The 14,543-nt window shown below is 39.3% G+C and carries 13 protein-coding genes, 1 pseudogene and 1 other annotated feature; all 14 genes and pseudogenes read left to right on the top strand.

Annotated features, from left to right (window positions below; all coding sequences use genetic code 11):
* The first annotated feature begins 2 nt into the window (after positions 1-2).
* The 14 genes and pseudogenes from ACHBHN_RS00210 to ACHBHN_RS00145 all read left to right on the top strand — a co-directional run bounded on the left by ACHBHN_RS00210 (position 3) and on the right by ACHBHN_RS00145 (position 14,530).
* A complete protein-coding gene (locus ACHBHN_RS00210) occupies positions 3-281 on the top strand; it encodes a hypothetical protein (protein WP_105123284.1) in 279 nt (92 codons plus the stop codon).
* Between the two features lie 15 nt (positions 282-296).
* Complete coding sequence (locus ACHBHN_RS00205) at positions 297-581, top strand: hypothetical protein (RefSeq protein ID WP_105123285.1); 285 nt, start codon at positions 297-299, stop codon at positions 579-581.
* Between the two features lie 51 nt (positions 582-632).
* Positions 633-1,472 (top strand): thymidylate synthase, encoded by an 840-nt coding sequence (locus ACHBHN_RS00200; RefSeq protein ID WP_105160946.1) that lies wholly within the window; start codon positions 633-635, stop codon positions 1,470-1,472.
* 351 nt (positions 1,473-1,823) lie between these two features.
* Positions 1,824-2,330: a dihydrofolate reductase gene (locus ACHBHN_RS00195; RefSeq protein WP_105160987.1), complete on the top strand. Its 507-nt coding sequence runs from the start codon at positions 1,824-1,826 to the stop codon at positions 2,328-2,330.
* A 202-nt stretch (positions 2,331-2,532) separates the two neighbouring features.
* Positions 2,533-3,759 (top strand): ATP-dependent Clp protease ATP-binding subunit ClpX, encoded by a 1,227-nt coding sequence (gene clpX / locus ACHBHN_RS00190; RefSeq protein WP_394733416.1) that lies wholly within the window; start codon positions 2,533-2,535, stop codon positions 3,757-3,759.
* Between the two features lie 54 nt (positions 3,760-3,813).
* Positions 3,814-4,401, top strand: coding sequence for a ribosome biogenesis GTP-binding protein YihA/YsxC (gene yihA / locus ACHBHN_RS00185; RefSeq protein WP_105138694.1), 588 nt, complete (start codon positions 3,814-3,816; stop codon positions 4,399-4,401).
* A 63-nt stretch (positions 4,402-4,464) separates the two neighbouring features.
* Positions 4,465-4,599 (top strand) — a sequence feature (ribosomal protein L10 leader region).
* A gap of 28 nt (positions 4,600-4,627) precedes the next feature.
* Entirely contained in the window at positions 4,628-5,122 is a 495-nt protein-coding gene (gene rplJ, locus ACHBHN_RS00180; RefSeq protein WP_002936486.1) for a 50S ribosomal protein L10, read from the top strand.
* A 71-nt stretch (positions 5,123-5,193) separates the two neighbouring features.
* Positions 5,194-5,559, top strand: a complete 366-nt coding sequence (gene rplL / locus ACHBHN_RS00175) for a 50S ribosomal protein L7/L12 (protein ID WP_002936483.1) — start codon at positions 5,194-5,196, stop codon at positions 5,557-5,559.
* A 276-nt stretch (positions 5,560-5,835) separates the two neighbouring features.
* Positions 5,836-9,459, top strand: a complete 3,624-nt coding sequence (locus tag ACHBHN_RS00170; RefSeq protein ID WP_394733415.1) for an Eco57I restriction-modification methylase domain-containing protein — start codon at positions 5,836-5,838, stop codon at positions 9,457-9,459.
* Positions 9,460-9,472: 13 nt separating this feature from the next.
* A pseudogene (locus ACHBHN_RS00165) lies at positions 9,473-9,974 on the top strand (hypothetical protein).
* Positions 9,975-10,211: 237 nt separating this feature from the next.
* The gene (locus ACHBHN_RS00160) at positions 10,212-10,973 is read left to right on the top strand and encodes an HAD family hydrolase (RefSeq protein ID WP_394733414.1); all 762 of its coding nucleotides are present in this window, start codon (positions 10,212-10,214) and stop codon (positions 10,971-10,973) included.
* 201 nt (positions 10,974-11,174) lie between these two features.
* Entirely contained in the window at positions 11,175-12,509 is a 1,335-nt protein-coding gene (trmFO, locus tag ACHBHN_RS00155) for a methylenetetrahydrofolate--tRNA-(uracil(54)-C(5))-methyltransferase (FADH(2)-oxidizing) TrmFO (RefSeq protein WP_394731430.1), read from the top strand.
* A gap of 76 nt (positions 12,510-12,585) precedes the next feature.
* Complete coding sequence (locus ACHBHN_RS00150; RefSeq protein WP_394733413.1) at positions 12,586-13,614, top strand: DNA glycosylase AlkZ-like family protein; 1,029 nt, start codon at positions 12,586-12,588, stop codon at positions 13,612-13,614.
* 91 nt (positions 13,615-13,705) lie between these two features.
* Positions 13,706-14,530, top strand: coding sequence for an alpha/beta hydrolase (locus ACHBHN_RS00145; RefSeq protein ID WP_394733412.1), 825 nt, complete (start codon positions 13,706-13,708; stop codon positions 14,528-14,530).
* The last annotated feature ends 13 nt before the right edge of the window (positions 14,531-14,543 follow it).

Raw genomic sequence — 14,543 nt, 5'->3', positions numbered from 1 at the left:
TCATGAAAAAATGGAATCTACACCAAGTTTCCCACTATCTACTTATAGCGGGGACCCTCTTTTGGTTATCAGGATTCTTTCTAGATAACTGGATTCGTCATTGGTTCTTCCCTTCTAGCTGGGGTTCTGTAGTTGTTTTTTACATCCTGCCACCGATTGGACTGGTAACGCTGATTTTGTCCTTCTTCACAAAGAAGGTGTGGCAGGCAGCTCTCTCCATCGCCTTTATCCTATCCTTTTTCATTACCATGTTTGTTGGTTACTTCTTGTTTGGTCCCTAAGAAAGGAGTAGCAGTATGCTAAAGAAAAGTTTGGATTTGTTTAGCTGTTTCATTATCGGCCTGGGCTGTCTGATTTGGCTCAGTATATGGTTACCCATGGAAAATTGGTTTCATCTGGAAAAGTGGGCCTATACCGCATGTTTCAAAATTGTCCCCTTGCTGGGAATGGCTCTGCTACCAGTAGCTATCTATCAGAAAAAGCCTAGACATACCATTATTGCCCTACTCTTCATAGTTGCCTATTTTCTGACCGCAACATTGGCCATGTATATGGGTAACACTTACCTCTTCACTCCATAGAACTCTAGCTTGCTTCTGGAATTTTTTGGTCAAAAAAAGTATAATAGTTGCATGACAAAAGCAGATATTATTTTTAAAGAAAACATTCGTAAGATTATGGAAGAGGGCGTTTTTTCGGAAAATGCTCGCCCACGTTACAAGAACGGGAATGCGGCAAATTCCAAGTATATTACTGGCTCCTTTGCAGAGTATGATTTGAGTAAGGGAGAGTTTCCCATTACTACACTGCGTCCCATTGCTATCAAGTCGGCTATTAAGGAAATTCTCTGGATTTATCAGGACCAGACCAATGATTTATCGGTCCTTCAAGACAAATACGGTGTTCAATATTGGAATGATTGGGAAGTAGAAGGGACTGGGACCATTGGCGAGCGCTATGGGGCCATCGTCAAAAAGCACGATATTATTTCCAAAATTATTAAGCAATTGGAAGAAAATCCTTGGAACCGCCGCAATGTGATTTCCCTCTGGGATTACGAGGCCTTTGATCAATCGGCTGGCCTCTTGCCTTGTGCCTTTCAGACAATGTTTGATGTCCGTCGTGTTGATGGAGACATTTATCTGGATGCGACCCTGACCCAGCGTTCAAATGATATGTTGGTAGCCCACCATATCAATGCAATGCAGTATGTAGCCCTTCAGATGATGATTGCTAAACATTTTGGCTGGAAGGTAGGCAAGTTTTTCTATTTCATCAACAACCTGCACATCTACGACAATCAGTTTGAACAAGCTGAAGACTTGCTCCGTCGTATACCATCTGAAGTAGAGCCTCGTTTGGTACTCAATGTCCCAGACGGAACAAACTTTTTTGATATTAAGGCAGAAGATTTTGAGTTGGTGGACTACAATCCAGTTAAACCTCAACTTAAATTCGATTTAGCAATATAAGATGAGGACTGTTTTCCAACAGCCCTTATTTCCAACCTCCAACACTTTCCCAAAGTGTTGAAGGAACTTAAATTTGACTTGGCGATTTAACTGGATTAGCAGTGAAGAACTTCGTTCTTTTTAGTTCCAACCTTCAACAGTCTATTCCCAGACTGTTTCACTCCCCAAAGTGTTGGAGTAACTCGAATTTGACTGAACTATTGCACAAATGCCCAAAAACAAAATCCACAGGTCTTGTATCCCTCTTTATCTAAAATGAAACCAGAAATCTGTACTTGCTATATGTCTAGCAAGTGCATTTTTGTTGAATATTTGATAGAATAGGTAGACAAAATGGAAAGATTGGAAAGTATGACAAAAAAAATCGTAGGAATTTGGGCCCAGGATGAACAGGGGCTAATTGGAAAAAATCAAGTGTTGCCCTGGTCTCTTCCTGCAGAATTACAACATTTTAAAGAAACGACTATTGGACATAACCTTTTAATGGGACGAATCACCTTTGATGGGATGGGGAAAAGAGCCCTTCCCAAACGCTTATCCTTAATTTTGACACGGGATTCGTCTTATCAGGTGGAGAATGATCGTGTGTTGGTTTTTCATTCTGTTCAGGATATTTTAGATTGGTATGAAAAGCAGGATAAGAATCTCTATGTCATTGGTGGCAAGCAGATTGTTAGTGTTTTTGAGCCTTATTTGGATGAGATAATCAAGACGGATATTCATGCCAGTTATGATGGAGATACCTATTTTCCAGAAAGTTTTGACTGGTCCGTTTGGTTACAAGTGGCATCCGACTTCCATCCAAAAGATGTAGAAAATCCGGCTGATTTTACCATCCGTACCTTTGTGAGAAAGTGATAGTAGCATGCAGAAAAGTTTATTTGGCCTATTTACGGCGATTTTGTGTGGCATCTGTGTCCTCTGTGCAGGCCAGGCCCTCCATAAGAAACGTTATGGTCTAGCGGCCTTGTTTTTATTGAATGCTTTTACCAATTTGGTTAATAGTATTCACGCGTTTTATGGTTTTTTGTTTTAGGAAGTAAAGAGATAGAGGTAAGAAATGGTAGTGCATACCAATAAAGAAATGATTTATTGTTCATTTTGTGGTAAAAATCAAGAAGAAGTGAAAAAAATCATTGCAGGAAATAATGTTTTTATCTGTGATGAATGTGTCGAGTTGGCTCAAGAAATCATTCGAGAAGAATTAGCTGAAGAAGTCCTAACAGACTTGGCAGATACGCCAAAACCACAAGAATTGCTCAATATTCTCAATCATTATGTCATCGGTCAAGACCGAGCTAAACGTGCTTTGGCTGTGGCGGTGTATAACCATTATAAGCGCATTAATTTTCAAGATACCCGTGGCGAAGATGATGTGGATTTGCAGAAGTCTAATATCCTGATGATTGGTCCGACTGGTTCTGGTAAGACTTTCTTGGCCCAGACATTAGCGAAAAGCTTGAATGTACCATTTGCTATCGCAGATGCGACAGCGCTGACTGAGGCAGGTTATGTTGGCGAAGATGTGGAAAATATCCTTCTCAAACTTCTACAGGCGGCAGATTTTAATATCGATCGTGCAGAAAGAGGAATTATCTATGTGGATGAAATTGATAAAATTGCCAAAAAAGGTGAAAATGTGTCCATCACCCGCGATGTATCCGGCGAAGGGGTCCAGCAAGCTCTCCTGAAAATTATCGAGGGAACGGTTGCCAGTGTGCCACCTCAGGGCGGACGCAAACATCCAAACCAAGAGATGATTCACGTCGATACCAAGAACATTCTCTTTATCGTTGGCGGTGCCTTTGACGGCATTGAAGAAATTGTTAAACAGCGTCTGGGTGAGAAAATCATTGGTTTCGGTCAAAACAACCGTGCTATTGAAGAAAAAGATTCTTACATGCAGCACATTATCGCGGATGATATTCAGAAATTCGGTATCATTCCAGAATTGATTGGTCGCTTGCCTGTTTTTGCAGCTCTGGACCAATTGACTGAGGATGACCTGGTGCGTATCCTGACAGAGCCTCGAAATGCTCTTGTTAAGCAGTACCAGACCTTGCTTTCTTATGATGATGTCGAGTTGGAATTTGAAGAAGATGCTTTGCAGGAAATTGCCAAAAAAGCCATCGAGCGTAAAACAGGTGCACGCGGACTTCGTTCTATCATCGAAGAGACCATGTTGGATGTGATGTTTGAAGTGCCGAGTCAAGACGAGGTCAAGAAGGTTCGCGTGACAAAAGCAGCAGTAGACGGTGAAGGAAAACCTGAGCTAGAAACTGCCTAAAATTCGTCAGGAGGTGTCAATTGACCGCCTCCTTTTTCAGAGAAAGGGAAAAATATGGAAATCAATACCCATAATGCAGAGATTTTACTGAGTGCAGTTTCAAAGACCCAGTACCCAGATGATGATATTCCAGAGATTGCCCTGGCTGGACGGTCCAATGTTGGAAAATCATCCTTCATCAATACCTTGCTGGGGCGTAAAAACCTGGCTCGGACGTCAGGCAAACCTGGTAAAACCCAACAACTGAATTTTTATAATATCGATGATAAAATCCGTTTTGTTGATGTGCCGGGCTACGGTTATGCCAAGGTTTCCAAGACTGAGCGCGCAAAGTGGGGCAAGATGATTGAGGAATATCTGACCAGTCGAGATAATCTCCGCGTGGTGGTTAGTCTGGTAGATATGCGTCATGAGCCATCTGCCGATGATGTTCAGATGTACGAATTTCTAAAATATTATGAAATCCCAGTCATTGTCGTTGCTACCAAAGCCGACAAAATTCCACGTGGCAAGTGGAACAAGCATGAATCCATTATCAAAAAGAAATTGGATTTTGATAAGAATGACCAGTTTGTCGTCTTTTCATCTGAAACTCGACATGGCTATGACCAGGCCTGGGATGCTATTCTGAGTGAAATCTAACAAAAAAATAAAAAAATAGAGATATTTTTCTTGCATTCTAAACTAGACTATGTTATCATAATTGAGGTTTGAAAAAACTGACCTAAGACAGTAGGGGAGCTAGACTCATAAACATCCTACCGAGGCACAAAACGATTATGGATATAAACGTGTTTGTACTTTCGTGTCTAGGTTTAGGTGCGATTTTTTTTGTGCCTAGCCCAAAATAAAAACGGAGGTAAACGAAATGTCAGAAGCTATTATCGCTAAAAAAGCGGAATTAGTGAATGCCGTTGCTGAGCAAATGAAAGCTGCAACATCTATCGTTGTGGTTGATGCGCGTGGTTTGACTGTAGAGCAAGATACTGTTCTTCGTCGTAACTTGCGTGGTGCAGAAGTTGAGTACAAAGTTATCAAAAACTCAATCTTGCGTCGTGCTGCTGAGCAAGCTGGTCTTGAAGGTCTTGCAGAATTGTTTGTAGGTCCATCTGCAGTAGCGTTCTCAAACGATGCTGTTGCTCCAGCTAAAACAATTTACGATTTCGCGAAAACTGCTGATGCTCTTGAAATCAAAGGTGGAGCTGTAGAAGGTAAAGTTTCTTCTAAAGAAGAAATCGAAGCACTTGCTACATTGCCAAACCGCGAAGGCATGCTTTCTATGTTGCTTTCAGTACTTCAAGCACCAGTTCGAAACGTTGCATACGCTGTCAAAGCTGTTGCAGAAAAAGAAGACGCAGCTTAATCAAATCGCGTCAGAGCGTAGCTGCTTAGTGCTACAAACTATTTAAAAACCTAAATTGGAGGAAAATCACAATGGCATTGAACATTGAAAACATTATTGCTGAAATTAAAGAAGCTACTATCCTTGAGCTTAACGATCTTGTAAAAGCTATCGAAGAAGAATTTGGTGTAACTGCGGCTGCTCCTGTAGCTGTTGCTGCAGCTGGTGGTGCTGCTGAAGAAGCTAAAGATTCATTCGACGTAGAATTGACATCTGCTGGCGACAAAAAAGTTGGCGTTATCAAAGTTGTACGTGAAATCACTGGTCTTGGTCTTAAAGAAGCTAAAGAGCTTGTTGACGGTGCACCAGCTATGGTTAAAGAAGGCGTTGCAACTGCAGAAGCTGAAGAAATCAAAGCTAAATTGGAAGAAGCTGGCGCTTCAGTTACTCTTAAATAATAGAGTATCGCAATTTGATTGCGGAAGCCTAGTAAATTAAGGTTTTAGAATTGCTTAGAGCGATAAAAAATCGGGAGAATGTTATTATTCCCCACCAAAACCCCACCAAGATTTAATCTTGGTGGGGTTTTATTTATGGTATAATATGTATATATATCGCTAAGGGTACCCTTAGTCTATTGCTTACACAATAGACTAAGGGTACCCTTAGTCTATTGCTTACACAATAGACTAATACTATCAGCTCTTAGATAAATCAGTTTAGGAGTCTATTTCATGGCAATAAAGGGAATTACATTAAAAGAGAGTATGAATCGCTCTGTTCAAGCAATTATGCCACTTGATGAAGAAAAAGAGGTATTTAATCAAAAATTGGTTAGTTATTTGACTCATTTAAAAGACAAAGAGGATGAGTCAGAGGAATACCAGAAAAATCTTCTCAAGGGATTTTTAGAAAGTGTATTGCCTTATAATTTTATTAATACTTCTAGTCGAATAGACCTTGCTATCTATAATGGTAAAGACGCCAATTCGTCACTAGGTATTCTTTTTGAATGCAAGAGTTTGACTAACAAGTCTGAAATGATGTCAACGGAAAAAATCAATTCCAAAGCACTTCAAGAAGTTGTCTATTATTACCTACAAGAACGCCTATTTAATAAGAATTTAGAAATCAAAAAGTGTATTATCACAAATGGCCTATCTTGGTTTGTGATAGAGGCTAAAGAATTTGAAAAATATTTTTTCAAAAATAAAAAGCTAGTTGACCTCGTGACAAAGTTCAGAAATAATCAACTTTCTAGCAATAAAACAGATTTCCTTTATAGTGAGGTTATTGCACCAGAAATTGACAAAGCAATTGAAAAGGGAATCGTTATTGCTCACTTTGATCTTAGTCAAGCTCTAGTTAAGACCAGTAAGTATATTGAAATCAAGAAAAATAATCTGACTCAGCTTTATCGATTCTTCACAGCAGAGAATCTTCTTAATAAAGAGATTTTCACTGATTCAAACAAGCTTAATAAGAATTTCTATGATGAATTGCTTTATTTGATGGGGCTAGAAGAAACGAAGTCAGGGACTTCAAAAATTATTTCACGTTTGAAACCTGCTAAACGCCAACGGTATTCTTTTGTTGAGAATATCATTGATAAATTGGAGATGAAAGATGTTTCAAAAGAAAAGCAGGAAGACATTGCTATTCAACTAACAGTTGTCTGGACAAATAGAATTCTATTTTTGAAACTGTTAGAATCTCAGCTGGTGTTGTTCAACAAAGATGAATCTTATAGGTTCTTGACCTATGAAAAACTGCCTAACTTTGAGGAGATTTATAGCTTATTCTTTGCCGTACTTGCTAAGAAAGTATCGGAAAGAAATGATCGAATGCAAGAAAAGTTCGGTTATGTCCCTTATCTGAACTCATCATTGTTTGAAGAAACAGAATTAGAAATTTCTAGAGATGGGATTGGTATTGATAGATTACCAGAGGGAGATATTGAAATTTTCTCCAAAACAGCTCTTAAAGGTGTAGATAAAAAACGTAAAAAAGGGAACATCAATTTTATTGATTATCTCTTTGAGTTTTTGGATTCTTATGACTTCTCGACCTCCATCAGCCACCATGAGAAATCTAAGAATGACCTTATCAATGCGTCAGTTCTGGGATTAATTTTTGAGAAAATCAACGGCTACCGTGAAGGCTCTTTTTATACGCCAGGCAATATTACCATGTATATGTCACGTAAAGCGATTCGTACAGCAGCAGTGGACAAAGTCAATGAAGCACTCGACTGGCAGTGTGAAACAATCGAAGATATAAAGTTTAACATACGTAATGCTCAGATTGCTAAAAAGGTATCAGATGCGATTGACAGTTTGAAGGTTTGTGACCCAGCGGTTGGATCCGGTCACTTCCTCGTATCAGTCCTGAATGAAATTATTGCTCTTAAAAGTGATTTAAATGTTTTGTTTGACGCTGATGGCAACTATATTGGAAACCTGATTCAATGTTATGTTATTAATGATGAGCTAGTCATTCAAGATATGTCTGGAAATAATTTTTTGTATCAGACAGGTAATCAGCAGTCAGAACAAATTCAAAAGGCAATTTTCAACCAGAAGAGGTATATTCTGGAAAATTCGCTCTTTGCAGTGGATATTAACCCAAGTTCAGTCAATATTTGCCGTTTGCGTCTCTGGATTGAACTCTTGAAGTCTTCTTATTACTATCAGGATACTGATACCAACCAACCTGTTTTGACGACTTTGCCAAATATTGATATTAATATTAAAGTAGGCGATAGTCTCTTACATAAGTTTGATTTTGACTATGAATTTGATATGAGAAAAACAGATTTCAAGGACTATCTATCTCTAGTTAAAGACTATAAGGAGACGAATAATAAACGAGTAAAAGCAGAAATCTGGGAGAAAATCGAAAGGCTCAAACATTCCTTTGATGATACGGCTTCTAGTCCTGAATTAAAGAAATTATCTCGGCTCATATCTGAACGAAATAAGGCTGGTGCCATTAGCCTATTTGAGGAAGAAAATAAAAACTCTAAAGAAGTAGCGGAATTAAATAAGCAACTAGCAAAAGCTGAAAAGGAATTGGAATACAGATTGAAAAATCCATTATTCGCTAAAGGTATGGAATGGCGAATGGAATTTCCTGAGATTTTGGGAGAAGCTGGAGAATTTATCGGCTTTGACCTTGTAATTGGGAATCCGCCTTATATCTTTGCAAGTAATCAATCTTTTAGTGATGAGATGAAATCATATTACACTAGAACATATCCTCTCAACAATTATCAAGCTAACACTTTCGGTTTATTCCTAGAACTTGCTTTTTCGTTAGTAAGAAAAGGTGGGGGAATATCTTATATTATTCCCAATTCATTTCTAACGATCAATCAATATAAGACACTTCGCCATCATATTTTAAAAACTTATGATGAAATAACTTTCATCAATTCAAAAGATAAGATTTTTGATGAAGCTTCTATTGATGTTTGTATTATTGACATGTTCACTAAACGACCTGCAAAAGTCATTCTTGGAGAAATCGTCAATAGTGAAGTTAATTTACTGACTGAAACAAACTCAGATTTACTGTTGAATCAGGATGTTATTACTATTTCATCTGCTAATACAAGCTCTCAAAAACTATTGATTAAAATAGAAGCTCAATCTAAAGTTCTTGAGAATAACTATGGTCACGTAAAAGATGGATTAAAAGCCTTTGAGAGAGGTAAAGGAACGCCTAAACAGCCAGAAGACAAAGAAGATTTTCAAAAATTCAAGAATGGAAAACCATTCTTTGCAAAAGAGCAAGTTAATAGTAGTTACAGAAAGTTCTTATCAGGCTCAGATTTACAAAGGTACAAAATAAATTGGTCAGGACAGTTTTTATCATATGGAAAACATTTAGCAGCACCAAGAAATGCTTCAATTTTTGAAGGTATCCGAATTTTAATTGCTCGTATTCCAGTTAAATCCAGATATACCTTTAGAGCCACGTTGACAGAAGATAATTTTGTTCATGAACAAAGTATAGAAGTAATTACAGATTTGATTGGGAATCCAAAGTTTTTAATAGGAGTTTTAAACTCTAAGGTAGTTTCTTACTATGCTATTCATAGGTTTGATTTTTTACAACGTAGCACATTCCCTCAAATGCGTTTAACTCAAATTAAGGACTTCCCAATTCCAGATGCCACTGATTCCCAGCAAGAAGAAGTAGCACAGCTTGTTGAACAACTGATGGAAGAAATGAAAAAAGATTCTCCCGACACTGAAAAAGTCAATCAGCTTAATCAGGAAATTGATGAACTTGTCATGGATTTGTTTGAACTAACTGAAGAAGAGAAACAGACCGTTAGAGAATTTGAAGTATAGAAAGTAGGTATAAATGGCAAAAAGTTTGCAAAGTCAATTCAGAGATATTGAGAGAAATTTAGTCAGAGAAACGAATAAAATGGTGAAGAGAGCTAATAAGAAGATAAAGCCTGTTATCCTTCCAACACAACTAGATTCCTCTAAAACAGCACTAAACTTTAACGAATATCATCAAGATAATAGTACTCATGTTTCTGTTAATGGAGATTTGATAAACTCACAGATTGGTGGACAAAATAATTTGTTAAATATTACCTATACTGATATGGAAATTGAGAGAGTATTTGAGAGTATTTGAGAATATCAGAGAGTACTCTAGGACATTAGATGAAGAAGAACAGACAGAATTAGTGACAATTTTAAATGAGGTACAAGAAGCCGGAAAAGTTAATAACCATCAAACTTTCTTTGAAAAGCACCCGATACTTGCAATGGCTCTTAGTGCTAGTGTAAGCTGGGGAGTTGATAATGGAATTGATAGATTAGTTAGTGTCATTTCAAATACATTTAAGTGAAAGTGAGATTTACTTGACTTAGAAAGAATCTTGAAAAAGATAATCACTTGTTCTTTAATACAACTTTCACTCGAAATATTTTGATAAGCTGATCTACCTTTTAAAATGTTAGATTTATTATTAGTAGATTCGTTATATAAAATATTTTTTATAATTCATTAAAGATGACGAAGTTCTTATTGCAAACGATTTCAGTTTTCGGTATAATAGTATATAATGATTGTTGGAGAAAGTTTCATGAAAAGATACAAGAATTATATTTTTGACTTTTATGGTACCTTGGTAGATATTATAACGGATGAAAACAAGTTGGAATTGTGGGAAAAGTTAGCTGAGATTTACCATTCTTTTGGCTGTACCTATGGTGCACGTCAGTTAAGAAGTTCCTTTCAAGAAAAGGCCAGTGAGGCCGAGCTAGATTTGATTCGGATTAGTCCCTATGAAAACGTTGAAATTGACCTTGAGAAAGTCTTTATTCAATTACTAACGGATGAAAAATACCGCCGTCCAACTAAGAATGAACCAGCAGATTTAAAAACCTTTGGTCAAGTGGTGGCTTCCATATTTAGAGTCCTGTCACGTGAGAAATTGACGACTTATGCCAATACCTTGTCAACACTTGCTTATCTAAAGGATAAGGGGAATCGTCTCTATTTATTGTCCAATGCTCAACGTGTTTTTACGCAGGCTGAAATTGAAATAACAGGTTGTGCTGAATATATTGAAAGTATTTACATTTCCTCTGATTATCGAATCAAAAAACCTGAACCAGAATTTTTACAAGGTGTTTTGAATGAAAATCAGTTAGATCCTACTGAGACGGTTCTTATCGGAAATGATTTGACTACAGATATTGCAATCGCGCAAGAGCTAGGTATAGATGCTATACTTTTGAACACTTTCCCGTATTCTCCAGAGGAGATTCAAGCTTATCGAGATTTAGGATGGAAGTTTGAAGTAATTGAGGATATTTCAGAGCTAGTCTCACTTCAAGGATAAGCGTTATAGTTACTTCTGTCAACTAATATTTATGTACATTTTATTATGTAAATACTATCAAACTACTTTCATACGATGAGAGTAGTTTTTGTCTTTTCCAGTCATTTTCTGATATACTGGTTAGGTATAAAAATTAGAAAGGTTCTGTTTTGGGTCATTCCCAAACAGTAGTCAGATAGTCTGGCTAGAGGTATTAGTTTCATGTCTCAAACCCATATTAACGTTATCGGAGCTGGCTTGGCTGGTTCTGAAGCTGCTTATCAGATTGCCAAGCGTGGCATTCCTGTCAAACTCTACGAGATGCGTGGTGTCAAACCAACGCCCCAGCACAAGACCGACAAGTTTGCGGAGTTGGTTTGTTCTAACTCTTTCCGTGGTGATAGTTTGACCAACGCTGTCGGTCTTCTCAAGGAAGAAATGCGTCGCTTGGATTCCATTATCATGCGGGCTGGTGAGGCTCACCGTGTGCCTGCTGGCGGTGCTATGGCCATGGACCGTGAGAATTTCTCCCAAGCGGTCACAGATGAGATTCACAATCATCCACTGATTGAGGTCATTCGCGGTGAGATTACAGAAATCCCTGAAGATGCTATTACAGTTATTGCGACGGGGCCTTTGACATCTGACGCCTTGGCGGAGAAGATTCACGCACTGAATGGTGGCGACGGTTTTTACTTCTACGATGCGGCAGCACCGATTGTGGATAGTTCGACCATTAACATGGACTTGGTCTATCTCAAGTCCCGTTATGATAAGGGAGAGGCTGCCTATCTCAATGCTCCCATGAACAAGGAGCAATTCACCGCTTTCTATGAAGCCTTGATTTCAGCTGAAGAGGCACCGCTTAATTCCTTTGAAAAAGAAAAATACTTTGAAGGCTGTATGCCCATTGAAGTCATGGCCAAACGTGGTATCAAAACCATGCTCTATGGCCCAATGAAGCCAGTTGGTCTGGAATATCCAGAAGATTACAAGGGACCTCGTGACGGTGAATACAAGACACCTTACGCTGTGGTCCAACTCCGTCAGGACAACGCAGCAGGTAGCCTCTACAATATCGTAGGCTTCCAAACCCATCTCAAGTGGGGTGAGCAGAAGCGGGTCTTCCAGATGATTCCAGGACTCGAAAATGCAGAATTTGTCCGCTACGGTGTTATGCACCGTAATTCCTACATGGATTCGCCAAACTTATTGGAACAGACCTTTGCGACCAAGAAAAATCCAAATCTGTTCTTTGCAGGTCAAATGACAGGTGTAGAAGGCTATGTTGAGTCTGCTGCCTCTGGCTTAGTGGCCGGTATCAATGCTGTACGCCGTTTCCGTGGCGAAGAACCAGTTATCTTCCCACAGACCACTGCCATCGGTGCTCTGCCATTCTACATCACCCACACGGAAAGCAAGCACTTCCAGCCTATGAATGTTAACTTTGGTATCATCAAGGAGCTGGACGGACCGCGTATCCGCGATAAGAAAGAGCGTTATGAGGCAATAGCAGAGCGTTCCCTCAAGGACTTGGAAGAGTTTTTGTCTTACTAAGATAATCAGCTATCTCCAGACACCTTCGGGTGTCTTTTGTGTTATACTGGGGTTAGAAACCCGAAGGAGAAACACGATGAATCACGATACTTGGAAGGGGATTATCTTGCAGAAGCAGGGCTTATTAGCCCCCCAGTCTGTCCAGCAGATTTGCCAAAATCTCAATGGCTTACAGGCTCAGTTTCAACCCTATGTTCATGTCGGATTTCGTAACCGAATGACAGCGGAGGATTTTCACGAGGGTAGCTGGCAGGAGGAGCTGACACGCCAGTGGTCCATTCGGCGAACGGTTCATGCCTATCTCAAGTCGGAAATCCCCCTCTATATCCACGAGGGACGGATGGCTAGTACCGACTATCTTCAAACCGTCGGCCGCGATGATTTTTCACCTCAAACTAAGCAGAAGTATCATCGGCTCATCCTAGAAGCCTTGGAACAAGCCCCTATGACCCGAGAGGAGCTGAAAATCCTCTGTCGTGCGGAAAAGATGACGCAGGAAGAGGAGAAGCAGGTTTTCAACGCTTGGGGAGGCCTTTTTCGCTACATGGTCGAGCGTGGGGAAGTCTATCAGGAGTACGGTGCCAAACGTTTTCATCGCCTGACAGACTTTCAGCCACTTTCACGGGAAAAAGCAGAGCTGGAAATCGCACGGCGGTATTTTTCAGGTTTTGGTCCTGTCAGCTTAGCGGATGCCCGTTACTACTTCAAGGAAAATAAATCTATGGTCCTAAATTGGATGAAACAATTGGATTTGAAAACTATAGAAGTAGCAGGGGAAGAACGCTTCTATCTAGGAAAATTAGAAGAAGCAGAAGTACCAGACTGCCTCTTCATTGCAGGTTTTGACCAACTTTTGCTAGGTTACGAAAAGAAAGCCAATCCCTTCTTTGATCCCAAGCATATTCGGCAGATTTATACGCTGACAGGCATTATCAAACCAGTTGTTTTCTACAAGGAACGACTGGTTGCGACCTGGCGACGTGATAAGGACAGGATTGAATTGGCTATATTTGAAAATTTGACCAGTCTTGAACTGAAAGAACTGGAACGTTACCGTCGAGTCTACGAGGAACGCTTGAAAACTGAGCAAAAATTGTTCGGATAATCCGAAAAATGACGTAATATAACTAAATTTTCTGAATATTTCAGAAAATCTGTGGTATAATACTAAAAACACTGTTTAGAAAGAGATATCAATGAATAAGTCCTACTTTTATTTGGAAATGAAAACGCATGAATTGGAAGTGCCATTTACTACTAGAAAACGCCGAGTCCGTGTTTTATTGCCAAAAGGATATGAGGAAGATGTGGATAAAACCTACCCAGTTGTCTATTTTCATGACGGACAAAATGTCTTGTATAGTAAAGAAGCCTTTTCAGGACATTCCTGGAAGGTGATTCCAACTATCAAACGAAATCCTGATATTGAAAAAATGATTATTGTGGCCATTGACAATGATGGTTTGGAGCGCATGCATGAATATGCTGCTTGGAAGTATAGTGAGATGGGCATTCCTGGTATTCAGTTTGGTGGTAAGGGTACTTTATATGCCGAATTTGTTATGGATGTGGTCAAACCTTTTATTGACAATACCTATCGCACCAAGAGTGACAAGGCTCACACCGCCATGATTGGCTCATCACTTGGCGGTAATATCACTCAGTTTATGGGATTGGCCTATCAGGACCAAATTGGCTGTCTGGGAGTATTTTCATCAGCTAACTGGCTCCATCAAGAAGCCTTTGACCGCTATATTGAGCGTCAGACTTTGGATCAAGACCAACGGGTCTATATATACGTCGGAACAGAAGAAGCGGATGATACAGATAAAACCCTGATGGCAGGTAATATCAAACAGGCCTATATCAATTCCTCACTGACTTACTATCGTCAATTGATAGCTGGAGGCGTTGATTTGGACAATATCGCCTTGGAAGTTGTTTCTGGTGCCGTCCATAATGAGGAAGCTTGGGCAGCTTATTTGCCAGATTGCTTGCGCTTTTTAAGCGAAAAGTGGTAATGTAAAGAATTAG

The organism is Streptococcus sp. A22 (assembly GCF_043674215.1).
Classification (GTDB): domain Bacteria; phylum Bacillota; class Bacilli; order Lactobacillales; family Streptococcaceae; genus Streptococcus; species Streptococcus suis_V.
This window is presented reverse-complemented; position numbering and strand designations above follow the sequence as displayed.

What these genes read in the sequence shown, in the direction of transcription:
- ACHBHN_RS00150 (WP_394733413.1), top strand. Translation starts at nt 12,586, where the DNA reads ATGAATCACGATACTTGGAAGGGGATTATCTTGCAGAAGCAGGGCTTA.
- rplL (WP_002936483.1), top strand. Translation starts at nt 5,194, where the DNA reads ATGGCATTGAACATTGAAAACATTATTGCTGAAATTAAAGAAGCTACT.
- clpX (WP_394733416.1), top strand. Translation starts at nt 2,533, where the DNA reads ATGGTAGTGCATACCAATAAAGAAATGATTTATTGTTCATTTTGTGGT.
- ACHBHN_RS00210 (WP_105123284.1), top strand. Translation starts at nt 3, where the DNA reads ATGAAAAAATGGAATCTACACCAAGTTTCCCACTATCTACTTATAGCG.
- yihA (WP_105138694.1), top strand. Translation starts at nt 3,814, where the DNA reads ATGGAAATCAATACCCATAATGCAGAGATTTTACTGAGTGCAGTTTCA.
- rplJ (WP_002936486.1), top strand. Translation starts at nt 4,628, where the DNA reads ATGTCAGAAGCTATTATCGCTAAAAAAGCGGAATTAGTGAATGCCGTT.
- ACHBHN_RS00160 (WP_394733414.1), top strand. Translation starts at nt 10,212, where the DNA reads ATGAAAAGATACAAGAATTATATTTTTGACTTTTATGGTACCTTGGTA.
- trmFO (WP_394731430.1), top strand. Translation starts at nt 11,175, where the DNA reads ATGTCTCAAACCCATATTAACGTTATCGGAGCTGGCTTGGCTGGTTCT.
- ACHBHN_RS00170 (WP_394733415.1), top strand. Translation starts at nt 5,836, where the DNA reads ATGGCAATAAAGGGAATTACATTAAAAGAGAGTATGAATCGCTCTGTT.
- ACHBHN_RS00200 (WP_105160946.1), top strand. Translation starts at nt 633, where the DNA reads ATGACAAAAGCAGATATTATTTTTAAAGAAAACATTCGTAAGATTATG.
- ACHBHN_RS00145 (WP_394733412.1), top strand. Translation starts at nt 13,706, where the DNA reads ATGAATAAGTCCTACTTTTATTTGGAAATGAAAACGCATGAATTGGAA.
- ACHBHN_RS00205 (WP_105123285.1), top strand. Translation starts at nt 297, where the DNA reads ATGCTAAAGAAAAGTTTGGATTTGTTTAGCTGTTTCATTATCGGCCTG.
- ACHBHN_RS00195 (WP_105160987.1), top strand. Translation starts at nt 1,824, where the DNA reads ATGACAAAAAAAATCGTAGGAATTTGGGCCCAGGATGAACAGGGGCTA.